We start from the raw sequence: 21,338 nt of genomic DNA, 5'->3' as shown, positions 1-21,338 counted from the left end.
CAGCGCCGCATTATACGCGCTCCAGTTTGTCGTGCGATACTTTGGTGAGGCTGGCTTGGGCATAGCCGCCCCCTAAAGCACTCGATTCACCTGAGGAATCCCCCAGGCGCAATTTCGCAACAAAGCCAAACGAAATAGCAAAACGTGAGCTTGCAAAGCATAGCCGCTAGATCGCTATAGACGTACTTGCCAGCGCCGAACTCCGCAATTTCGGGCTCAAACTTGATCTAATTTATCCTTGAGCGAGGATGGTTTGCGGGCCTGATGCTGCACACAATCGTACATCTCTGTTGCTCACTCAAATATATAACTGCCCGGTACGCCGCAGAACCCTGGAGCAAGCCCATCCTCGACCAACCGAAGGTCGGGGGCTACGGCGCTCGATGGCAATCCGACTTTCTCGTGCCAAACGCCGCCACCCACCCCTGACCCCACAAAAAAGGGCGGCCCCATGAGGAGCCGCCCGATATCGTCCGGCCAAAACCGGAACGTTGTGCCCCGCAGGAAGCGGGGCGCACCGATTACTTGAGTTCGACGGTCGCGCCGGCTTCTTCAAGCTGCTTCTTGACCTTCTCGGCCTCGTCCTTGTTGACGCCTTCCTTGACGGCCTTGGGAGCCGATTCGACCAGCGTCTTGGCTTCGGTCAGGCCCAGGCCGGTGATGGCGCGGACTTCCTTGATGACGTTGATCTTCTTGCCACCGTCGCCGGTCAAGATGACGTCGAATTCGGTCTGCTCTTCAGCAGCCGGGGCAGCGGCAGCGGCCGGGCCAGCGACGGCGACGGCAGCAGCGGCGCTAACGCCCCACTTTTCTTCCAGAGCCTTCGACAGGTCGGCGGCTTCGAGGACGGTGAGGGCCGAAAGCTGTTCGACCAGTGCGTTGATGTCTGCCATGTGCAATATTTCCTTACTTTGGGGCCGTTTGCCCCGTCAGATAATGAGTCAAACGAAAAGGGGTCGGGGGCAGCCCTTAGGCTGCGTCCTTCTCCGCATAGGCGTTGAAGACCCGCGCGAGCTGCGAAGCCGGTGTCTGGATGACGGTAGCGAGCTTGGTTGCCGGCGCCTGGATGAGGCCGATAATCTTTGCACGCAGTTCGTCCAGCGACGGCATCGATGCGAGCGCCTTGACGCCCTCTGCATCGAGCAGCATTCCGCCCATCGCGCCGCCAACGATTTCGATCTTGTCGTTGGTCTTTGCGAATTCGACTGCAACCTTGGCGGCTGCAACCGGATCGGCCGAGGTGGCAAGGCCGACAGGACCGGTCAGCATGTCGCTGAGGCCGGCATAGTCGGTGCCATCAAGGGCGATACGAGCGAGGCGGTTCTTCGTAACCTTGTAGGTCGCGCCCGCTTCCCGCATCTTCTGGCGCAAAACCGTCGACTGGGCGACGGTCATGCCAAGGTTGCGGGTCACGACGACCACGCCAACTTCTGCCAGCTCTGCGTTCAGCGCGGAAACGACCTCAGCTTTCTGATTACGATCCATGCCATTCTCCACTTTCTGTCCGCCGGCAATCCGGCGAACGCTTAAAACCCGTGGTGTAAGCCACGGGGCACTAAGTCCGAAGGGGAGAGATCGACTGGCCCGCATCCGTTTGAGTGGAACAGGCAGACCCGAATCGGGCGCATGGCCCGTTCGGTAAAGAACTTTTCCCCGTCTAGGCTGGACATTAAGAAGGGCATATTCCCTTCACCAACTGTCTCGGACGGTGAACCCCGAAGGGTTCGCTGCCGGGCCGTTAGCGGAAGAGGCGTGCTTTGTCACGTGGAAAGTGGGGTGGCGTGGCGGCCTAACTTCACCCTCTCCCGCCTTCGCGGCAGTCGGTGAGGGTCTTTCTTGCAGCGTTAGACAGACCCTCACCCTCCCACGCCTGCGGCGCGGGCCCCTCCCTCTCCCGCGAAGGCGGGAGAGGTGTTTGGGGAGCCTCCTAAACCCTGTCCGCCTGCACCACCACGTCGATCGCGCGGAGCGCCGACAAGATCCGCATCAGATGCTGCGCGTCGGCGACTTCCAGGTCGATGACGTCGGTGTGGAACGGGCCTTCGCGGTTGACCAGTTGCAGGTTGAGGATGTTCGCTTTGGTCGCGCCGAACACATTGGCAACGGCGGCGAGCGCGCCGGGCTGGTTCTTGACGATGACGGAGAGGCGGGCGGTGCCGCCCTTGGACTTGCTGTCCCAGCTAAGGTCAATCCAGTCGTCATCCTGCCCGGCTTCGAGCGCGCGGCAGTCGATGGTGTGGACCTCGATCGGCTCGCCGGTGCGGCGGACGCCGACGATGCGGTCGCCCGGCACCGGATGGCAGCAATCGCCCAGATTATAGGCGATGCCCGGCGTCAGGCCGCGGATCGACACCGGCGCATGCTGGCGGGGGTGGGTTTCCTCCATGCCGACGGCGCTGGTGGAGCCGGGGACGAGCGCTTCCATGACTTCGGAATCGAGCAGGCGATGCGTGGCGATCGCCACCATCAACGCGGCGCGATCCTCCAGCTTCAAGCGTTTCAGCGCCCCGGCCAGCGCCTTGTCCCCCAATTCCTTGGCAAGGTCAGGCGAAAAGCGGCCGAGAATCTCGTCATAGAGCTTCTCGCCCAGCTTGATTTCCTCGCCGCGCTGCTTCTGGCGGATATAGCGACGGATCGCCGCGCGCGCCTTGCCGGTGATGGCGAAGGTCAGCCAGCCGGGCTGCGGCTCCTGCCCGCCCGATTTGAGGATTTCGACCTGATCGCCATTTTCGAGAGAGGTGCGCAGCGGCACGACCCGGCCATTGACCTTCGCCCCCACCGTCTGGTTGCCGAGCGAAGTATGCACGGCATAGGCGAAGTCGACCGGGGTCGATCCCTTGGGCAATTGATGCAGCTCGCCCTTGGGCGAGAAGGCGAAGATGCGATCCTGATACATCGCCATGCGCGTATGTTCGAGCAGTTCGTCGGCATCCTGGCTCTGCTCCAGAATTTCGACCAGGTCGCGCAGCCACGCGGCCTGCTGGTCGGTGGCGTCGCCCTTCTGCTTATAGGCCCAGTGCGCCGCCAGGCCGAGTTCGGCATGATTATGCATGTCGCGGCTGCGGATCTGTACCTCGATCCGGGCATTGTCCTGATGGATGACCGTGGTGTGGATCGACCGATAGCCGTTGCGCTTGGGCGTGGAGATATAATCCTTGAAGCGGCCGGGCACCATTTTGTAGGTCTGGTGGATGACGCCCAGCGCGCGATAGCAATCTTCCGGGCTGTCGGTGATGACGCGAAACGCCATGACGTCGGTCAGCTGCTCGAAGCTGATGTGGCGCTCCTGCATCTTGCGCCAGATCGAATAGGGATGCTTCTCGCGCCCCGACACGGTGACGGGCAGGTCGCGGCTGCCCAGCAGCAATTGCAGTTCCGCGCCGATGCGGTCGACCTTGTCATGGCCGCCTTCCTTCAGCTGCTCCAGCCGCTTGGTGATGCTGTCATAGGCGTCCGGTTCCAGCTCGCGGAACGACAGGAGCTGCATCTCGCGCATGAAATCATACATGCCGATCCGCTCGGCGAGCGGCGCATAGATGTCCATCGTCTCCTTGGCGATGCGGCGACGCTTGGTTTCATTCTTGATGAAATGCAGCGTGCGCATATTGTGCAGCCGGTCGGCGAGCTTGACCAGCAGCACGCGGATATCGTCGGACATGGCGAGCAGGAATTTGCGCAGATTTTCCGCCGCCCGTTCATTTTCGGACATGGCTTCGATCTTCGACAGCTTGGTCACGCCGTCGACCATGCGCGCGACATCCTTGCCGAACGCGGCCTCTATCTCTTCATAGGTGACCAGCGTGTCTTCGATCGTGTCGTGCAGCAGGGCAGTGACGATGGTCTGATCATCGAGATGGAAGTCGGTCAATATCCCCGCGACTTCAATCGGATGGCTGAAATAGGGGTCGCCGCTCGCGCGTTTCTGGCTCCCATGTTTCTGCACCGAAAACACATAGGCGCGGTTGATCATCGCTTCGTCCGCATCGGGATCGTAGCGCTTTACTCGTTCGACAAGTTCATACTGGCGTAACATCGTTTCCCGATTGTGTGGGAAGTGCCTTGTTACGCAACAAAAAAATCCCATTTGCCTGAATAAGGCTGCACTTTTGCAACGCCTGTGGCTTTGCGCTATATGCTATGACGATGAAACATAATCTCGCCCAGGATCTGGAACAATGCGCGCTGCCCAGCGCGCTGGAGATGATGGGCGAACGTTGGTCCTTCCTGATCCTGCGTGGCGCCTTGTCGGGCATCCGCCATTTCGAGGAATTTCAATCGACGCTGGGCATCGCCCGCAACATCCTGGCCAACCGCCTGTCGCGGCTGGTGGAAAATGGCATCATGCTGCGCCAGCCGATGCAGTGCGACCGGCGCAAGGTCGAATATCGCCTGACGCAAAAGGGCGAGGATCTTGTGCCGGCGATGATCGCGCTGCGCCAATGGGGCGAACGGTGGGGATGCGGCACCATGTCGTGCCAGGTGCTGGCCGACAAGCGCGATGGCCAGCCGATCCGTCCCATCGCCATCCACGCGCATGACGGACGGCCGCTCAGCTTCGCCGATCTGGTGTGGCTGTGCCCGGATGAAATCACGCCGATGGCGGAAGAACCGGCAGCCGCAGCCTGAACCCGGCTTCACCCCCGCGCGGAAATCGCCTAGTCTCCCGCGCGATGTCCGTACCCCGTATCCAGCCTCAGCCCTTTTTCGCTGACAAGAACCGCGCTTTCTGGAACCTGCAATCACTGGGATGGGCTGGTGCCTTCCTGCTGCGCGGCTCGTCCACGATCGCCAATGGCCAGTCCTTCTCCAGCCTGGTGCCGGTGATGATCTCCACCGCGACCGGCTATTCGGTCACGCTGCTGATCGCGGTGATGTTCCGCTTTTTGCTCAAACAGCGGCCGATCATCACCTGGGGCGTATCCATCCTCGCCGTGCTGATCGCCGCCGGGCTGGTCGCGTTCATCGACGCCTGGGTCTTTTCGACCCAGAATAAGGGCAGCGAGACGGCCGGGGTGCAACTGTTCCTGGGCGCTTTCTACCTGTCGGTCACGCTGATCGGGGCCTGGTCGGCGCTTTATTATGCGATCAACTTCTATCTGACGGTGGAGGAACAGGCCGACCAGCTGTTGCGGCTGGAGGCGCAGGCCGCCAACGCGCAGCTGGCGATGCTGCGCTATCAGCTCAACCCGCATTTCCTGTTCAACACGCTCAATTCCATCTCGACGCTGGTGCTGCTCAAACAGACCGATCGCGCCAATGCGATGCTCTCGCGCCTGTCCTCCTTCCTGCGCTACACGCTCGTCAACGAACCGACCGCGCAGGTGACGATCGAACAGGAGATCGAGACGCTCAAACTCTATCTGGAGATTGAGAAGATGCGCTTCGAGGAGCGGTTGCGGCCGGTCTTCATCATCGATCCGGCGGTCGGCCATGCGCGGCTGCCATCGCTGCTGCTGCAGCCGCTCGTCGAAAATGCGATCAAATATGCGGTCACGCCCAAGGAGGAGGGGGCGGAAATCTCGGTCAGCGCGCAGCCTGCCGGTGAAAATGTGCGGATCGTCGTATCGGACACCGGTCCGGGATTGAACGAAGGTGGAATGAAGCCGCACATGATGGTCAGCGAGGGCATGGGCGTGGGCCTGCCGAACATCCGGGACCGGTTAATTCAGGCTTTCGGGGAACGACAGCGCTTTGAAACACGTTCCAGCCCAAGCGGATTTTCGGTCATCATCGAAATTCCGCTGAACATGGAAGACAAACCGAAAGTGGCCGCATGACCATCAGAACTATCCTCGTCGATGACGAAAGCCTGGCCATCCAGGGCCTTGCCCTGCGTCTGCAAGCGCATGAGGATGTCGACATCATCGAAACCTGCACCAATGGCCGCGAAGCCATCCGTGCGATCAAGACGCACAAGCCCGACCTCGTGTTCCTCGACATTCAAATGCCTGGCTTCGATGGATTTTCCGTCGTGCAGGGGATGATGGAAGTCGAACCACCGCTATTCATCTTCGTCACCGCCTATAGCGACCATGCCATCCGCGCGTTCGAAGCGCAGGCGATCGACTATCTGATGAAGCCGGTCGAGGAAGGCCGCCTGGCCGATGCGCTCGACCGCGTGCGGCTGCGCCTGTCCGACAAGCGCCAGGTGCAGGAAGCGGAAAAACTGCGCGAAGTGCTGGCCGAAGTCGCGCCCCAGGCGATGACCGATTTCGCCGCGGGCGATGAAGAAGGGCCAGCCTCCAACCGCTTCGAAAAGCTCATCAATATCAAGGATCGCGGCCAGATTTTCCGGGTCGATGTCGATTCGATCGAACGCATCGATGCGGCGGGCGACTATATGTGCATCTACACCGCCGACAACAGCCTGATCCTGCGCGAAACGATGAAGGATCTGGAAAAGCGCCTCGACCCCCGCAACTTCCAGCGCGTCCACCGCTCCACCATCGTCAACTTGAGCCAGGTGAAGCAGGTCAAGCCGCACACCAATGGCGAATGTTTCCTGGTGCTGGAATCCGGCGCCCAAGTCAAAGTCAGCCGCTCCTACCGCGACGTGGTAGCCCGCTTCGTACATTGAGGCGAGCACTCTGCTCTCTCCCGCCTATCCTCATTGCGTTCGGTAAGGCTTCCTATCCTTCTCCCCGGTGGGGAGAAGGAATTTTCGTTTTGGGGGCCTGCCAAAAAAGGCGGTCGGCGCGGTCAATGCCCCTCCCCATCTTTGCCGAATCGCTTTAGGCACATCGCCATGATCCGATTTGCCGCAATTCTCGCCCTTGGCCTGCTCGCCGCCTGTTCCAGCCCGCAAGCCGCGCCCGACAATGGTGCGCAGGCGCAGGCCGTGCCTGCGCTGCTGCCGGTCGTCATTCGTTCGGCCAAGGGCGTGCATCGGTTCGATGTGGAGGTTGCGGATACGCCGGAGGCGCAGGAGAAGGGGTTGATGTTCCGCAAGGAACTTGGCCCCAATAGCGGCATGTTGTTTCCGATGGACCCGCCGCGCACGGCGAGTTTCTGGATGAAGGATACGCTGATCCCGCTCGACATGATCTTCATCCGCACCGACGGGACGATCGCCTTCCTGCAGGCCGATACCGAACCCTATTCGCGCGTGCCGGTGTCGGCGGGTGTGCCGGTGGCGGCGGTGCTGGAACTGGCGGGCGGGCGCGCTGCGGCGCTCGGCATCAAGGAAGGCGACCGGGTTGCGTGGGGTGGGTGCGCGGTGTCGGGGGGCAAGGTGACGACCGAGCGCAATTTCTGCCCGTCCGCCTCTCGGTAAAAGACGCATAGCCACCAACCGTTCGCTTCGAGCATAGTCGAGAAGCCTCTCGCGCTGTGCCCTGCGTTTCTCGACTTCGCTCGAAACGAACGGAGATGGGGGGAACCGATCCGCCGCAGGGCATCCCGATCCGCCTCTCGATTCTCGCATATCCGCCTTGCCAACGCCCCGCTCCAGCGGCTAAGCGCTTGGGCCATGGGAATCCTCGGCAAGATCTTCACCTGGTGGGATGGCGCGACCATCGGCACTTCGCTCTTCACCGCTCGCAAGGGCAGCAAAGTGGGCGAGGATCATCAGGGCAATGTCTATTATCAGGGCGGGGTCGACCCCAATGGCCTGACGCGGCGCTGGGTCATCTATAATGGCGCCAACGACGCCAGCCGGGTGCCAGCCGAATGGCATGGCTGGCTGCATCATTCGATTGAGGGTGCGCCCGAAAGTTTCCTGCCGCCGCCGCGCATCTGGGAACGCGAATATACCCCCAACGCCACCGGCACAGTGAATGCCTATCGCCCGTCCGGCGCGATGGAAAAGGGCGGCCTGCGCCAGAAGGCGACCGGCGACTATGAGGCGTGGAGCCCCGACGCATCATGATCGGGCGTGCGGCGGGCATTGCCCCGTCGATCCTGATCGGCGCGTCGCTGCTCGCGCTTGCCGCCTGTAGCGATGGCGAGGTGCCGGTCGCCAACCAGACCGGCCCGGTCAAGGTGCAGGGCACCGCGATCCGCTCCGCCGACAAGGACAGCCTGCCCGGCACGCCGATGGCCGAACGTAGCGCCGTCGTCGGCCTGCTCAACAAACGCAACGGGCTGACCCGCGACCTGACGCTCAAGCCGGGCGAAGCGGTGCGGGTGGGCGACGCGATCGTGCGCCTGCAGGCCTGCGAAACCAGCGCGCCTTGGGAAAATGTGCAGGACACGGGCGTGTTCGTGCAGCTCGACGTGCGTAGCAGCGCCGATGGCAAGTGGCGGCGCAATTTTTCCGGCTGGCTGTTCCGCGACCGGCCCGACCGCAATGTCGTCCAGCACCCGATCTATGACATCTGGGTCAGAAGCTGCACGATGGCATGGCCCGAAAGTGGCCCCGACACGGTGACGTTGGGTGCGAAGGGCGAACCGGCATCGGCGCGCCCGGCGAGCGGCGCGAATGCCAGTTCGGCGGCGGCCCCCGAACCTGAACCCAGTGCGCCTACGCCTGCGCCCAGCGCCGCATCGCCCACGGCCGCACCCAGCAACTGAAGATAGTCGCGCTGGCTGATTTCGACCGCACCCATCGAATGAAGATGGTCGGTCATGAACTGGCAGTCGAGCAGGGTGAAGCCGCCATAGCGTAGCCGCGCCACCAGCCAGGCAAGCGCCACTTTCGACGCATCGGTGCGCCGCGACACCATCGATTCGCCGAAAAAGGCGCGGCCCAGCGCCACGCCATAGAGGCCGCCGACCAGTTGCTCCCCCTCCCACACCTCCACCGAATGGGCGTAGCCGATGGCATGGAGGTGGCGATAGGCGCTCTCGATCTCGTGGTTGATCCAGGTCGATGGCCGATCCGGCGCGGGCTGCGCGCAGAGCGCCAACAGGTCGGGGAAAGCGCGATTGGCGGTGACGCGGAACGGATCGCGGCGGATGGCCTTGGCGAGCGAGCGGGACAGATGGAAGCCGTCGAGCGGCAATATCGCGCGCTGCTTGGGTTCGACCCAATAGACTTCGGCGGCATCGCGATCGTCCGCCATGGGAAAGACGCCGATCGAATAGGCCTGGAGCAATATCGCGGGATCGATCATCATTGCCCGTCTTATGGCGCATATTCGGCACCGGGCGAAAGCGCTTTGGGCGGCGCGGGCGATTTTTAGCCATTGACGTGGGGGGATGCCACCATAGGCTCAGACGCCATGAACCCCCTTCGCCTGATGGCCCTGTCGCTGCTGCTCGCCCCGCTGCCGCTCCACGCCGCGCCCGATCCTCATGCGGCGCGCATCGCCCGTATCTTGAAGGCGACCCCGCTGATCGACGGGCATAATGACTGGCCCGAAGCGCTGGCGGAAAAGGCGAAGGACGCACGCTGGACGATGGACCTGACCCGGCTCGATCCGGCGACCTATCATACCGATCTCGATCGGCTGCGCGCGGGTGGGGTCGGCGGGCAGTTCTGGTCGGTCTGGGTGTCGGCGGACCTGCCGCAGGTGCAGCAGGTCAAGGATACGCTCGACCAGATCGGCATGGTCCATAGTCTGGCCGCGCGCTATCCCCGGCATATCACCTTGGTCCGTACGGCAGCGGAGCTGCGCGCGGCGCACAAGGCGGGGCGGATCGGTTCGCTGAACGGGGTCGAGGGCGGTGGCCAGATCGACGGCAGCCTCGCGGTGCTGCGCGCCTATCGCCAGCTTGGCGCGGCCTATCTGACGCTCACCCATAGCCGCACCATCGCCTGGGCCGACAGCGCCACCGACAATCCGCAGCATGACGGCCTGACCCCGTTCGGCGAAGAGGTGGTGCGCGAACTCAATCGGCTGGGCATGTTGGTGGACCTGAGCCATGTCAGCGAAGCGGCGATGCTCGACGCGCTGCGCGTCACGCAAGCGCCGGTGATCTTCTCCCACTCCAACGCCCGCGCGCTGTGCGACACGCCGCGCAACGTGTCGGACACGGTGCTGCGCCAGGTCGCGGCCAATGGCGGGGTGGTGATGGTCAATTTCGCCGCCCAATATGTCTCCGAAGCGCGGCGCATCTGGGGCGCGGATCGCAGCGCGGAAATCACCCGTAACAACGCCCCACCCTTTGGCGGCGTGCATATCGGCGACCCCAAGGGCGCGGCGCAGGCGCTGGCCGACTGGGAAAAGGCGCATCCCGAACCCGTCACCACGATCGCGCAGGTCGCCGACCATATCGATCATATCGTCAAGGTGGCGGGTGTCGACCATGTCGGCATCGGCAGCGATTTCGATGGTGTGGGTGCGTTGCCGCAGGGGTTGGGTGGGGTCGAGACCTATCCGGCGTTGCTGTCCGAACTGATGCGGCGCGGCTGGAGCGACGAGGATATCGCGAAGCTGGCGGGCGAAAATGTGCTGCGCGTGATGACGGCGGCGGAGAAGGTGGCGTCGGAGAAGTAGATGCTGCCTGTTTTTCCCTCTCCAACCTTCGCTGGCATGACGTGGGAAAATTACGGCCGGTTTTTAATGCGTCCGACGGACACAGCAGCAAAGGCGGAGAAAAAAGGACAGGCTGCTAACGACCACTTGTGGGCCTCAGGCGGGGTATGCGAGCATCCCGAACATGGACATTCAGGAAGTTAAAGTGCTGCTTTCCGCAGACCAATATGGGCGGGTCGCCATCGTAAGGCGGAAGGATGGCCTTCTGTGCCTTTACCAGCACTGGCATTGGACGCCAGAGGTCCAACGATCAGCGGGCCTAGGCGATGGTGAAGACCGCCGCTGGACGACCGCCTATGATGCTCTTCTATACAACGACATCGAACCTGTGTCGGGCGTATATGGGTCGGTCGAAGACGCCGAAAAGGAGGCTAGGCGATTGCTGGGGTTGGAAACGGAATAGGGTAGCTGTCCGGCGTGTATCGACCAGAATACGCCATAAGCCGCTTATTCATGTTCAATTGGCAGCAGACTTTCGACGCGCTTGCCAATCGGGTCTATGAAGCGCCCGATAAATAGTCCGGAGGAAAGTCGGAATGGATGTTGGGGAAATGATAGCTGTGGGCTTTGGGGGCGTTGTCATCGCCGTTGTTCTTTGGAACATGCGGCCACAAAGTCCACATAATACAGGCGACCCTGAGGCATGGCAGTCTGGCGAGGACATTGGGCATAACGATCACTGACGACACGCCGTCCGGTAGCTCGACAAGTGCTACAGCCATATTGAAACATGCATTGTTGATGTCGGCTTTGGCATGGTTCGGCCTTGATACCAGACATTCCGCAATCCACCCCTCTTCGTCATTCCCGCGACCCGAAGGGCGGCCGCAAGCCAACGCGGGAACCCATTTCCTGCGCTCACCCCACGCACGACGCTGCGGAGATGGCTCCCCACGTAGCCCTGCCGTTCACGGGGATGACGGAATAGATCGCGCGTGCCCATCCATCCCACGCCAAAACCCTCTTCCAAAATAGGATTTCATCTGATCTATCCTTGTCGATGAAGCCCGATCCCGCCGCCGATCCGCCCGCGCCGTGCGCGATAGCCTCCCGCCCCCACGACCCCGCAGTCGCGTCGCCGACGCGCAGGTGGCGCGTCCCTATGACCCTACAGGCACCTCATTGTGACCCAACAGGCGCGTTACCAGGGCTTCGTCGGCACTTTCCGCGCCTTTACACCCCATTTTCCCGCGCAAAATCACGCCAGCGACGGTGTGAACTTGCGCCCTGTGACCCTGCCGTGCCCCAGGCCCGCTATTCCTCCTCCTGCGCCAACGCCACCCCCGGCGCGGCGTCCACCCAGCGGCGTGCCACGGCATAATCATGGCCTGCGCGCAAAAAGGCGGCGATCGCTTTCTCGCGCTGCTTGGGGTCGAGCGGCGCGGTCGCATAGGGGCCGACCCGCTTGCGCCGGGCAAAGCGGTCCGCCGCCGCCCAGGCTTCGGCCGCGATCTGTGCGTCCGCTTGCACCCGGTCTTCCTCGCCGATCCCGGCCGCGCGCAGATCCTGGTCGATCCGCCGCGCGCCATAGCCGCGCCGGGCCAGCGCCCCGCTCTTCATCACCGCATAGCCCGCATCATCGATATAGCCCAGGTCCACAAAGCGGTCGGCCAGCCCGTCCGGGTCGGCAGGCTGCTCGCCGCCCCAGCCGCGCTCCTTGATCTTGCGCTTCAAATAGCTGAGCAGCTTGCCCCGGCTGGTCGCAAAGCGGGCGACATGGCGCAGCGCCATGTCGCGCATCGTCGCCTCATCGAGCGGCGGAGGGAGGCGTTTGCCGGACATATTCGCTTTCATGGGCCATGCGCCATGTTTATGCCACAGTCGGGCCGGAATTTTACCGTTCCTGGTCCGCTATGAGTGGATGTTGGAGTGCAATATCCGGTGCATGTCGCAGTCAAAGATGATAGCGGCCGCGCTTTCACGATTTTTAGACCATATGGTCACGCCAATATGACGGGTTCGCAAGAGATGATGGCACCAACGCCGACCACCGATGACCTGCCGCGCCGCTTCTCGGACTTCGAGACGCTGGGCGAGGCGCTGGACTATGCGGCGCGCGGCAAGCGGGGCCTGAATTTCCATGATGCGCGCGGCAATCTGGCGCGGCCTTATCCGTTCAGCGCATTGCGTGCCGATGCCATTGCCTGCGCCCATCGCCTGATCGCTCATGGCGTCAAGCCCGCCGACCGCGTCGCGCTGGTTGCGGAAACGGGTGCCGACTTCGCGCAGCTTTTCTTCGGCATCGTCTATGCCGGGGCCTGGCCCGTGCCGCTGCCGCTGCCGACCAGCTTCGGCGGCAAGGAAAGCTATATCGATCAGCTCAATGTCCAGCTGACCAGTTGCGATCCCATGTTGTTCCTCTTTCCCCGCGAACTGGCCGACATGGCCGGGGAATCGGGTCGGCAAAAGGCGGTCGAAAGCATCGCGTTCGAGGATTTTATCGCCCGCGACGCCGTGCCCTGCGCCTTGCCGCAAGCGCGCAGTGACGAGATCGCCTATCTGCAATATAGCAGCGGATCGACCCGCTTCCCCCATGGCGTCGCGGTGACGCATCATGCCCTGCTGTCCAACCTGTCGGCGCACAGCCACGGGATGCAGGTGCAGGACAGCGACCGCTGCATCAGCTGGCTGCCCTGGTATCATGACATGGGCTTGGTCGGCTGCTTCCTGTCCGTCGTCGCCAATCAGGTGTCGACCGATTATATGAAGACCGAGGATTTCGCCCGCCGTCCACTCGCCTGGCTCGACCTTATCAGCCGCAACGAAGGCACCTCGATCAGCTATTCGCCGACCTTCGGCTACGACATTTGCGCCCGCCGCATGTCGAGCCAGACCAAGGCGCAGGATCGTTTCGACCTGTCGCGCTGGCGGCTGGCGGGCAATGGCGCGGACATGATCCGTCCCGATGTGATGCAGAGCTTCGTCGATGCCTTTGCCGATGCGGGCTTTTCGCCCAGCGCCTTCCTGCCAAGCTATGGCCTCGCCGAAGCGACGCTGGCCGTCACCATCATGCCGCCGGGCGAGGGGATCATCGTCGAACTGGTCGAGGAAACCGACCTGTCTGGCGGTGACGCGACCGAAGGACGGCCGCAACGCTTCCGTTCGATCGTCAATTGCGGCAAGCCTGCCAAGGACATGGTCGTGGAAATCCGCGACGAAGATGGCGGCCCGCTGCGCGAGCGTCAGATCGGCAAGGTGTGGACCACGGGGCCAAGCCTGATGGTCGGCTATTTCCGCGATCAGGCCGCGACCGACGCCTGCATGGCCTCCGATGCCTCTGGCCGCGTCTGGCTCGACACCGGCGACATGGGGTATCTCAGCGACGGCTATCTCTACATCGTCGGCCGCGCCAAGGACATGATCATCATCAACGGCAAGAATCACTGGCCGCAGGATATCGAATGGGCGGTCGAACAATTGCCCGGCTTCAAACAGGGCGACATCGCCGCCTTCGCCATCACCACGCCGGGCGGCGAGGAAGCGCCCGCCGTTCTGGTCCATTGCCGCACCTCCGACAATGAGGAACGCTCGCGCCTGCGCGATCAGATCCGCGAGCGCGTGCGCGCCATCACCGGCATGAACTGCGTCGTCGAACTGGTGCCGCCGCGCACCCTGCCGCGCACCAGTTCAGGCAAATTGAGCCGGTCGAAAGCGCGCAACCTCTATCTGACCGGCGAAATCCGCCCCTACGACATCGCCGCCTGACAAAGTCGGATCGAGGTTACCAAATCATAACCCATAGCCGTTATCGCGGCACGGTGGGCAAGAGGGATCATCAGCAACGCGACGCGGATGGCCGGGAGCGGATAAGTCTCCGGGCGATGACGGGTCTGGGCACAATCGCCGACGACGCGCAATATCGCGTGCTGGAGGCGCAGTTCCGCGCCGCCGACAGCGTCGCCCTGCTGCGCCATGTGATGAACCTGCTGGGCCTGATTTTCGTCTGGGCCGTTTTCGCCCATTGCTGTTCGCCGATCTTGCTGGCCGGGTGGAGCGTGGCGCTGATCGGCACGATAATGTTGGGACTATGGCTCGACCGCAATCGTCGCCTTTCAGCCAATGTCGGCCTGACTGCACGGGATTTGCGTCGCCATGGGATGGGGGGCTTGGCGCTGGGCCTGTCCTGGGCGGGATGCATGATGATCGTGGCCCATGCCGGGGAAACGGAGGAACTGGTCGCGCTGTGGACGCTGGTCAGTTGCATCATGGTCTGCAGCGCGATCAGCTATGCCGCCACGCCGCTGGCGGCTACGGCGTTTCTGCTACCCTGCATCGGCGGCCTGTTCGCCATGTTCGGCGATGGCCTGCAACTGCCGCTGCACGCGCTCGCGACCAGCTATGCGCTCTCGCTGCTCGCTGGCTGCTTCATCTATGCGCGCACATTCGCGCACCAGCATAGCAGCACCGCGCAACTGGCGGAAAAATCCGAAGTGGTCAGCCTGCTGCTGCGCGAATATGAAGAAGGTGGCTCGGATTGGCTGTGGCAGACCGACACGATGCGCCGCATCAACGGCGCATCCAAGCGTTTTGCCGAGACGCTGGGATTGCCGCCCGAACAGTTGGAGGGCGTGCCGCTGGTTCAGATATTGGCGGGCAGCGCCTGGGGAAGCGGACGCTTCGCCGCCGGACTGCACAGCCTGGCCGATCATCTCAAGCGGCGCGAAAGCTTTTCCAACCTCGTGCTGCCGGTCGAGGTGGCAGGCAAGACACGCTGGTGGGAATTGTCGGCCTCGCCCCGCTATGACGATAATGGCGCATTCCTTGGCTTCCGTGGCGTCGCATCGGATGTGACGGTACAGCGCGAATCGGCGGACAAGATTGCGCAACTGGCGCGTTTCGATCCGCTGACCGGTCTGCCCAACCGCAGCCATCTGCGCGAAGTGCTGGACCAAGCGGTGACCGCCGCAGGCGCGCGCCGCCCCGGCTGCGCTTTCCTGATGGTCGATCTCGACCGGTTCAAGTCGGTCAACGATACCCTAGGCCATCAGATTGGCGACAAATTGCTGAGCGAGGTCGCGCGCCGTTTGAGCAAGGCCTGTCGTGGGCAGGAATTTTGCGGACGGATCGGCGGCGATGAATTTGCCGTGGTCGTGCCGTCCGCTCTGGACAATCATGCGATCGCCCAATTGGCAGACAGCATCATCGCCATATTGTCGGCCTCATATCAAATCGATGGCCATATCCTCTATATCGGCGCGTCGATCGGATCAGCGCTGTCGCCGGTCGATGGCCGTGATTCCGAAGCGCTTATCCGCAGCGCGGACCTGGCATTGTATCGCGCCAAGGATGACGGCGGCGGGGTCCATTACGCCTATGAGCCACAACTCCATGCCAAGGCCGAGGAACGCCGTCTGCTGGAACTGGCGCTGCGCGCGGCGTTGGAAAAGGACCAGATGCACGTTCTCTATCAGCCGGTGGTGCAGGCAGATAGCGGCCGGGTGGTCGGCTTCGAAGCGCTAGCCCGCTGGACGCATCCTGAACTGGGGCCGATCTCGCCCGCCAAATTCGTGCCGGTGGCCGAAGAAGCGCGGTTGATCGCACCGATCGGCGAGTGGGTGTTGCGCACGGCCTGTACCGAGGCGCTGAACTGGCCCGATGACGTGCGGATCGCGGTCAATGTATCGGCCGAACAGTTGAGCCATCCGAGCTTCGTCGCGACCGTCGTGTCCGCCTTGGCGCAGAGTGGCCTGGACGCACGGCGGCTGGAACTGGAAGTCACCGAAAGCGTGTTCATGAACGAAGATGCGGGTGCTTTGCGCGTGCTGGATCAGTTGCTTGGGCTGGGTATCCAGCTCTCGCTCGACGATTTCGGCACTGGCTACAGCTCGCTTGGCTATCTCAGCCGCACGCGCTTCACCACGATCAAGATCGACCGCAGTTTCGTGGTCGGCGCGTCCAAGGATGTGGCGGAAAGCCTGGCCATCATTCGCGCCGTCGTTACACTGGCCGATAGTCTGGGGATGGCGACGACGGCGGAAGGCGTGGAGACAGAGGCGGAACTGGCGATGGTATTGGCGCTGGGCTGCAAGAAGGTACAGGGCTTCTATTTCGGACGGCCCATGTCCGCCGACGACGCAGGCGCTCTGTTTCTGGCGGCGCCCGAACGGCTGATCGCCTGATCAACCGCCCCGCAGCAACCGTTCGACGGTAGTCCAGAGCGCGGCAAAATCCTTGGCCGGGGGCGAATTGGGCGCGAAGCTTCCCAGCGGCTTGCGGCGCACCGTCATCTGCTCGATCATACTGGCCATCGGGATGGCGGGCCAACCAGGATGTTCGTCCAGCGCCTTACGATGCAGGCTGCGGCGGCGATCGACCATCGAATAAACCGGCAGGATAGGCGCATGCGCCCCGCCGCGTTCGACCAGATAGCGTGCGACCTCGCCCATGGCCCGCTGCGACAAGGGGGAGGGGATGACCGGAATGACGATCAGGTCGGCGGCGCGCAACACCTGCTCGCTGGTTTCAGTGAGGCCCGGCGGGCAATCGAGAATGATGCGGTCATAATCCTTGCCTAAGCTCTCGATCAGCTTGGACAATCGCTTCTTCTTGTCCATCTCCCGGAAAAGATGATCGAGGCTGCGCAGCGACGTGTCCGCCGCGATCAGGTCCAGCCCCGGCACGGTCGAAGGCTGGATCAGTTTCCTGACCTCGACATCCTTGCTGAAGATCGCCTGCGCGGCATCGCGACTCTTGCTGTCGGTGGACACAAGCCAGCTGGACGCCGCCTGCGGGTCGAGATCCCACAATAGGGTGCGCCGCTTCGATATGCTGGCCGATGCCCAGGCGAGGTTGATCGCGAATGTGGTTTTGCCCACGCCACCCTTGAGACTGTAGACCGCGATGGTCGCCAATGCCGGTTCCTTTGCCATGAGGCGTGAAGCTACGGCTTCCGTCCGCCAAAGCAAGCGCTCAATCATCCTCATGTTACGCGACGGTGACGGTGACGCAAACCATGCCGATTGACAGTGTGGACGCAGAAACGCATATGGCGACCGCGAATCATTCGCAATATCATTATAAGCAGATCATCGGGGGGCATCGCCATGCCAAAGTCGCACGTCATTCTTTTGTCCATCACGGCATCGCCGCTTGCGCTGTTGCTCGTCGCGCCCGCACAGGCGCAGACCTCTGCGCCGACCGATGCGACGGAAGCAGACCAGATCATCGTCACGGGTTCCTACACCACCAATGAGAAACTGGGGTCAGCGACGGGACTGGGCCTGACCATTCAGGAAACGCCCCAGTCCGTCACGGTGATGACGGCGCAGCGTATGGAGGATCAGGCGATCCGAACGCTGAGCGATGTGATGAACAATGCGGCGGGCGTTTCGGTCAAGGCGCTGGACAGTTCGCGCAACGGCTTTTCGGCGCGCGGCTTCGACATCAATATCTATCAGATCGACGGCATCCCTGTGCAATGGGACCAGGGCTTCAGCGCGGGCGAATCCAATCTGGACGTCATCATCTATGAGCAGGTCGAGATCGTGCGTGGGGCCACGGGGCTGCTGACCGGCGTCGGCAATCCCTCGGCTTCAGTCAACCTGGTGCGCAAACATGCCGACAGCGACCATCTGACCGGAACGTTGACCGCTTCGGCAAGCCGCTGGGACAATATTTTCGTCATGGGCGATATCAGTGCGCCCATCACCGCCGATGGCGCCGTGCGCGGCCGGGTCGTGGCCAAATATGAGGAAGGCGACAGTTTCATTGACCGCCTGCACAACAAGAAACTCGTCCTATACGGCGTGATCGACGCCGATGTCACGGTGGACACCCATCTGCGCTTCGGCGCCAGCTATCAGGATCATGATGCCAGCGGCACCCAATGGGGCGGCTTGCCGACCTGGTTTTCCGATGGTTCGCGCACGGATTGGAACCGGTCCCAAAGTATCGGTGCGGACTGGACGACATGGCCGGCGAAAAATGCCACCTATTTTGCCGATGCGACGCAGCAACTCGGCGAACGGTGGCAATTGCGCGTTTATGGCAATTATACGCAGAACAGCAGCGACATGCGATTGCTGTTCCTGTCGGGGCAGCCGGACAAAGATACGGGTCTTGGCATGACGGCCTCGCCCAGTCGCTTTGACGCGCGGCGCAACCAGTTCGATGTCGGCATCCGGCTGAATGGCAGCTACGCGCTGTTCGGTCGCGACCATGAATTGATGGTCGGGGCAAGTTATGCCAAGCAGGATATGGACTTTTTCGGCTATGCGCGCAGCAATGTCGCAACGCCGGGCAATTTCCTGACCTGGGATGGCAGCTATGCCGAACCGACCTGGGGGGCGCGCAGCCATCAGGTGGACCTCGCCACCAAGCAATGGGGCTATTTCGCGTCGACGCGGGTCAACCTGGCGGATTCGCTCAAGCTCATATTGGGCGGGCGACTGAACAGCTGGGATCGCACCGGCGGCTATTATGGCATGGCAATCGATTACGGCATCCGCGACAAGTTCACGCCCTATGCCGGGCTGCTGTACGATATCGCACCGGGCCATACGCTCTATGTCAGCTATACCGACATTTTCCAGCCGCAGCAGATACGGAACCGCAACGGCCAGTTCCTCGATCCGCTATCGGGCAGCACCTATGAGGCCGGGCTCAAGAGCAGCTTCTTTGGCGGGCGGCTGAACACAGCGCTGTCGGTCTTCCGCATCGAGCAGGATAATTTCGGCGTGCTGGACGGCGACATTCCGGTGCCGGGTACGGAAAATGAGCAAGCCTATCGGGCGATCAAGGGCGCCAGAAGCACCGGATTCGAAGTCGAGGCGAATGGCGAAGTGCTGCCCGGATGGTCGGTCAGCGGCAACTACACCCAGTTTCGCGCCAAGGATGCGAACGGCGCGCGCATCAACACGCTGTATGCGCAGAAGTTGTTGCGCCTATTCACCACCTATAAGCTGAACAGCCTCACAATAGGCGGTGGGGTCAATTGGGAAGGGTTGAGCTATACCGACGCGGTCAATCCGGTGACGGGAGTAGCGGAACGGCTAGAGGTCAAACCCTATGCGCTGGTTAACCTGATGGGCCGATATGAGTTCAAGCCTGGCCTGTCGGCTCAGGTCAATGTCGAAAATCTGTTCGACAAACATTATTATTCGCAGATAGGCTTTTACAACCAACATGCTTTCGGCGAGCCACGCAATGTCACGCTGACGCTGCAATATCGCTTTTGAGAAGGCGGAGGGCAGGCACGTCGCCTGCCCTTCGCTCCAGCGTCACAGAACGTCACGCGCCTTTTCGGGCGGCCGGGCAATGACCGCGCCCTTTTCCGTGATCACGATCGGTCGCTCGATCAGGATCGGGTGCGATATCATTGCATGAAGTATGTCCGAATCGCTGTCCGTATTGAGGCCGATCTCCTTCACCACGGCCTCTCCCTTGCGCAGCGCCTGCGCGGGGGTGACGCCAGCCTTGGCGAACAGCGCTTCGAGTTCGGCACGGCTCGGAGGGGTCTTGAGATAGTCGACGATCTCGACCTCCACGCCCGGCGTCGCTTGCAGGATCGCAAGCGCCTGGCGCGATTTCGAACAGCGGGGGTTATGCCAGATGCTGGCCTTCATGGCTGGCCGTCGCGGGCCAGCCATTCCTCCAGCCACTTGATCGTATAGTCGCCGTTGAGGAACTCAGGATCGCGCAGCAGCGCCTGATGCAACGGAATGGTGGTCTTCATCCCCTCGATCACATATTCCTCCAGCGCGCGTTTGAGGCGCATGATCGCGCCCTCGCGGGTGCGGCCATAGACGATCAGCTTGCCGATCATGGAGTCGTAATAAGGCGGCACCTTATAGCCTTGATACAGACCGCTATCGACGCGGACGTGCATGCCGCCGGGGACGTGATAGCTGGTCACGGTGCCGGGCGAGGGGGCGAAGGTGCGGGGGTCTTCGGCGTTGATGCGGCATTCGATCGCATGGCCCGAAAACACGATATCTTCCTGCGCAACCGACAGTGGCCGACCCTCGGCTATGCGGATCTGTTCGCGCACCAGGTCGACGCCGGTGATCATCTCGGTGACGGGATGTTCGACCTGCAGCCGGGTGTTCATTTCGATGAAGTAGAATTCCCCATCTTCCCACAGAAATTCGATCGTGCCCGCGCCGCGATAGGCCATGTCGGCCATCGCCTTGGCACATATGCCGCCGATACGCTCGCGATCGGCTTGGCCCAGCACCGGGGAGGGGGCTTCTTCCAACACCTTCTGGTGGCGGCGCTGGAGCGAACAGTCGCGCTCGCCCAGATGGATGGCATTGCCCTTACCGTCACCGAACACCTGGATTTCGATATGGCGGGGGTTGCCCAGATATTTTTCGAGATAGACGGTCGCGTCGCCGAACGCGGCCTTCGCTTCCGACCCGGCCTGCTGCATCAGCGTTTCCAGATCGTCGGGCGAGGTGCAGACCTTCATGCCGCGACCGCCGCCGCCGGACGCGGCCTTGATGATGACCGGATAGCCGGCCTTCTCCGCGATCGCCTTCGCTTCTTCCAGGTCGCTGATCGCGCCATCAGAACCGGGGACGAGCGGCAGGCCGAGCGCGCCAGCGGTGCGCTTCGCCTCGATCTTGTCGCCCATGGTGCGGATATGTTCGGGCTTCGGGCCGACGAAGGCGATGCCATGCGCTTCGACGATCTCGGCGAATTTGGCGTTTTCGCTCAGGAAGCCATAGCCCGGATGGATCGCGTCCGCGCCGGAGATTTCGGCGGCAGAGATGATCGCCGCGACGTTCAGATAGCTGTCGCGCGCCGCGGGCGGCCCGATGCAGATCGCCTCGTCGGCGAGGCGCACATGCATGGCGTCGGCGTCGGCGGTGGAATGGACCGCGACCGTCTTGATGCCCATTTCATGGCAGGCGCGATGGATGCGGAGCGCGATTTCGCCGCGATTGGCGATGAGCAGCTTTTCAATGGCCATGGGGTATA

At 62.4% G+C, this 21,338-nt stretch carries 17 protein-coding genes and 1 pseudogene; 10 read left to right on the top strand and 8 right to left on the bottom strand.

Features of this window, described 5'->3' with window-relative positions:
- Positions 1 to 521: 521 nt before the first annotated feature.
- From rplL to SxD43FB_RS19430, 3 genes are all read right to left on the bottom strand, one after another.
- Complete coding sequence (rplL, locus tag SxD43FB_RS19440; RefSeq protein WP_037476909.1) at positions 522 to 893, bottom strand: 50S ribosomal protein L7/L12; 372 nt, start codon at positions 891 to 893, stop codon at positions 522 to 524.
- Positions 894 to 969: 76 nt separating this feature from the next.
- A complete protein-coding gene (gene rplJ / locus SxD43FB_RS19435) occupies positions 970 to 1,485 on the bottom strand; it encodes a 50S ribosomal protein L10 (RefSeq protein ID WP_043149471.1) in 516 nt (171 codons plus the stop codon).
- A gap of 442 nt (positions 1,486 to 1,927) precedes the next feature.
- Positions 1,928 to 4,033: a bifunctional (p)ppGpp synthetase/guanosine-3',5'-bis(diphosphate) 3'-pyrophosphohydrolase gene (locus SxD43FB_RS19430; RefSeq protein WP_096063590.1), complete on the bottom strand. Its 2,106-nt coding sequence runs from the start codon at positions 4,031 to 4,033 to the stop codon at positions 1,928 to 1,930.
- Between the two features lie 110 nt (positions 4,034 to 4,143).
- On the opposite strand from SxD43FB_RS19430, the gene SxD43FB_RS19425 reads away from it, so the two are divergent.
- The 6 genes and pseudogenes from SxD43FB_RS19425 to SxD43FB_RS26365 form a co-directional block, all read left to right on the top strand.
- On the top strand, positions 4,144 to 4,626 hold the full coding sequence (locus SxD43FB_RS19425) for a helix-turn-helix domain-containing protein (RefSeq protein WP_037478935.1): 483 nt from the start codon (positions 4,144 to 4,146) through the stop codon (positions 4,624 to 4,626).
- Positions 4,627 to 4,670: 44 nt separating this feature from the next.
- Positions 4,671 to 5,777, top strand: a complete 1,107-nt coding sequence (locus SxD43FB_RS19420; protein WP_037476898.1) for a histidine kinase — start codon at positions 4,671 to 4,673, stop codon at positions 5,775 to 5,777.
- Positions 5,774 to 6,577: a LytTR family DNA-binding domain-containing protein gene (locus SxD43FB_RS19415; protein WP_037476896.1), complete on the top strand. Its 804-nt coding sequence runs from the start codon at positions 5,774 to 5,776 to the stop codon at positions 6,575 to 6,577. Before SxD43FB_RS19420 ends, SxD43FB_RS19415 begins: the two co-directional genes overlap by 4 nt.
- Positions 6,578 to 6,745: 168 nt before the next feature.
- Positions 6,746 to 7,273: a DUF192 domain-containing protein gene (locus SxD43FB_RS19410; RefSeq protein ID WP_096063589.1), complete on the top strand. Its 528-nt coding sequence runs from the start codon at positions 6,746 to 6,748 to the stop codon at positions 7,271 to 7,273.
- A gap of 195 nt (positions 7,274 to 7,468) precedes the next feature.
- A complete protein-coding gene (locus SxD43FB_RS19405; RefSeq protein WP_096063588.1) occupies positions 7,469 to 7,867 on the top strand; it encodes an NADH:ubiquinone oxidoreductase subunit NDUFA12 in 399 nt (132 codons plus the stop codon).
- Positions 7,864 to 8,271: pseudogene (locus SxD43FB_RS26365) on the top strand (DUF2155 domain-containing protein); the annotation flags it as partial. The gene SxD43FB_RS19405 and the pseudogene SxD43FB_RS26365, both read left to right, overlap by 4 nt.
- Positions 8,272 to 8,306: 35 nt before the next feature.
- On the opposite strand, the gene aat reads toward SxD43FB_RS26365, so the two are convergent.
- On the bottom strand, positions 8,307 to 9,056 hold the full coding sequence (gene aat / locus SxD43FB_RS19395) for a leucyl/phenylalanyl-tRNA--protein transferase (RefSeq protein WP_096063587.1): 750 nt from the start codon (positions 9,054 to 9,056) through the stop codon (positions 8,307 to 8,309).
- A gap of 105 nt (positions 9,057 to 9,161) precedes the next feature.
- Here aat and SxD43FB_RS19390 point away from each other — a divergent pair, with 105 nt between their 5' ends.
- Positions 9,162 to 10,379: a dipeptidase gene (locus tag SxD43FB_RS19390; protein ID WP_096063586.1), complete on the top strand. Its 1,218-nt coding sequence runs from the start codon at positions 9,162 to 9,164 to the stop codon at positions 10,377 to 10,379.
- A 1,293-nt stretch (positions 10,380 to 11,672) separates the two neighbouring features.
- On the opposite strand, the gene SxD43FB_RS19380 is transcribed toward SxD43FB_RS19390, so the two are convergent.
- Positions 11,673 to 12,200, bottom strand: coding sequence for a RecX family transcriptional regulator (locus SxD43FB_RS19380; RefSeq protein ID WP_096063596.1), 528 nt, complete (start codon positions 12,198 to 12,200; stop codon positions 11,673 to 11,675).
- 186 nt (positions 12,201 to 12,386) lie between these two features.
- Between SxD43FB_RS19380 and SxD43FB_RS19375 the strand changes: the two genes are divergently transcribed.
- Entirely contained in the window at positions 12,387 to 14,123 is a 1,737-nt protein-coding gene (locus SxD43FB_RS19375) for a fatty acyl-AMP ligase (RefSeq protein WP_096063595.1), read from the top strand.
- A 116-nt stretch (positions 14,124 to 14,239) separates the two neighbouring features.
- Entirely contained in the window at positions 14,240 to 16,537 is a 2,298-nt protein-coding gene (locus SxD43FB_RS19370; RefSeq protein WP_096063584.1) for an EAL domain-containing protein, read from the top strand.
- On the opposite strand, the gene SxD43FB_RS19365 is transcribed toward SxD43FB_RS19370, so the two are convergent.
- A complete protein-coding gene (locus tag SxD43FB_RS19365; protein ID WP_037479079.1) occupies positions 16,538 to 17,287 on the bottom strand; it encodes a ParA family protein in 750 nt (249 codons plus the stop codon).
- A 174-nt stretch (positions 17,288 to 17,461) separates the two neighbouring features.
- On the opposite strand from SxD43FB_RS19365, the gene SxD43FB_RS19360 reads away from it, so the two are divergent.
- Positions 17,462 to 19,594, top strand: coding sequence for a TonB-dependent siderophore receptor (locus SxD43FB_RS19360; RefSeq protein WP_096063583.1), 2,133 nt, complete (start codon positions 17,462 to 17,464; stop codon positions 19,592 to 19,594).
- Between the two features lie 42 nt (positions 19,595 to 19,636).
- Here the strand turns inward: SxD43FB_RS19360 and arsC are convergent, their stop codons facing one another.
- Together arsC and accC are read right to left on the bottom strand one after the other, a co-directional pair.
- Positions 19,637 to 19,981: an arsenate reductase (glutaredoxin) gene (gene arsC, locus SxD43FB_RS19355; RefSeq protein WP_037477270.1), complete on the bottom strand. Its 345-nt coding sequence runs from the start codon at positions 19,979 to 19,981 to the stop codon at positions 19,637 to 19,639.
- Positions 19,978 to 21,330: an acetyl-CoA carboxylase biotin carboxylase subunit gene (gene accC, locus SxD43FB_RS19350; protein ID WP_037477272.1), complete on the bottom strand. Its 1,353-nt coding sequence runs from the start codon at positions 21,328 to 21,330 to the stop codon at positions 19,978 to 19,980. The genes arsC and accC overlap by 4 nt, the downstream gene beginning before the upstream one ends.
- Positions 21,331 to 21,338 lie beyond the last annotated feature (8 nt).

Source organism: Sphingobium sp. D43FB, assembly GCF_002312805.1.
Classification (GTDB): domain Bacteria; phylum Pseudomonadota; class Alphaproteobacteria; order Sphingomonadales; family Sphingomonadaceae; genus Sphingobium.
The sequence above is the reverse complement of the archived record's forward strand: the minus strand, read 5'-3'. Positions and strand labels throughout refer to the sequence as shown.

Coding starts and splice junctions, on each gene's coding strand:
- rplL (WP_037476909.1), bottom strand. CDS start 893: ATGGCAGACATCAACGCACTGGTCGAACAGCTTTCGGCCCTCACCGTC.
- rplJ (WP_043149471.1), bottom strand. CDS start 1,485: ATGGATCGTAATCAGAAAGCTGAGGTCGTTTCCGCGCTGAACGCAGAG.
- SxD43FB_RS19430 (WP_096063590.1), bottom strand. CDS start 4,033: ATGTTACGCCAGTATGAACTTGTCGAACGAGTAAAGCGCTACGATCCC.
- SxD43FB_RS19425 (WP_037478935.1), top strand. CDS start 4,144: ATGAAACATAATCTCGCCCAGGATCTGGAACAATGCGCGCTGCCCAGC.
- SxD43FB_RS19420 (WP_037476898.1), top strand. CDS start 4,671: ATGTCCGTACCCCGTATCCAGCCTCAGCCCTTTTTCGCTGACAAGAAC.
- SxD43FB_RS19415 (WP_037476896.1), top strand. CDS start 5,774: ATGACCATCAGAACTATCCTCGTCGATGACGAAAGCCTGGCCATCCAG.
- SxD43FB_RS19410 (WP_096063589.1), top strand. CDS start 6,746: ATGATCCGATTTGCCGCAATTCTCGCCCTTGGCCTGCTCGCCGCCTGT.
- SxD43FB_RS19405 (WP_096063588.1), top strand. CDS start 7,469: ATGGGAATCCTCGGCAAGATCTTCACCTGGTGGGATGGCGCGACCATC.
- aat (WP_096063587.1), bottom strand. CDS start 9,056: ATGATGATCGATCCCGCGATATTGCTCCAGGCCTATTCGATCGGCGTC.
- SxD43FB_RS19390 (WP_096063586.1), top strand. CDS start 9,162: ATGAACCCCCTTCGCCTGATGGCCCTGTCGCTGCTGCTCGCCCCGCTG.
- SxD43FB_RS19380 (WP_096063596.1), bottom strand. CDS start 12,200: ATGTCCGGCAAACGCCTCCCTCCGCCGCTCGATGAGGCGACGATGCGC.
- SxD43FB_RS19375 (WP_096063595.1), top strand. CDS start 12,387: ATGATGGCACCAACGCCGACCACCGATGACCTGCCGCGCCGCTTCTCG.
- SxD43FB_RS19370 (WP_096063584.1), top strand. CDS start 14,240: ATGACGGGTCTGGGCACAATCGCCGACGACGCGCAATATCGCGTGCTG.
- SxD43FB_RS19365 (WP_037479079.1), bottom strand. CDS start 17,287: ATGGCAAAGGAACCGGCATTGGCGACCATCGCGGTCTACAGTCTCAAG.
- SxD43FB_RS19360 (WP_096063583.1), top strand. CDS start 17,462: ATGCCAAAGTCGCACGTCATTCTTTTGTCCATCACGGCATCGCCGCTT.
- arsC (WP_037477270.1), bottom strand. CDS start 19,981: ATGAAGGCCAGCATCTGGCATAACCCCCGCTGTTCGAAATCGCGCCAG.
- accC (WP_037477272.1), bottom strand. CDS start 21,330: ATGGCCATTGAAAAGCTGCTCATCGCCAATCGCGGCGAAATCGCGCTC.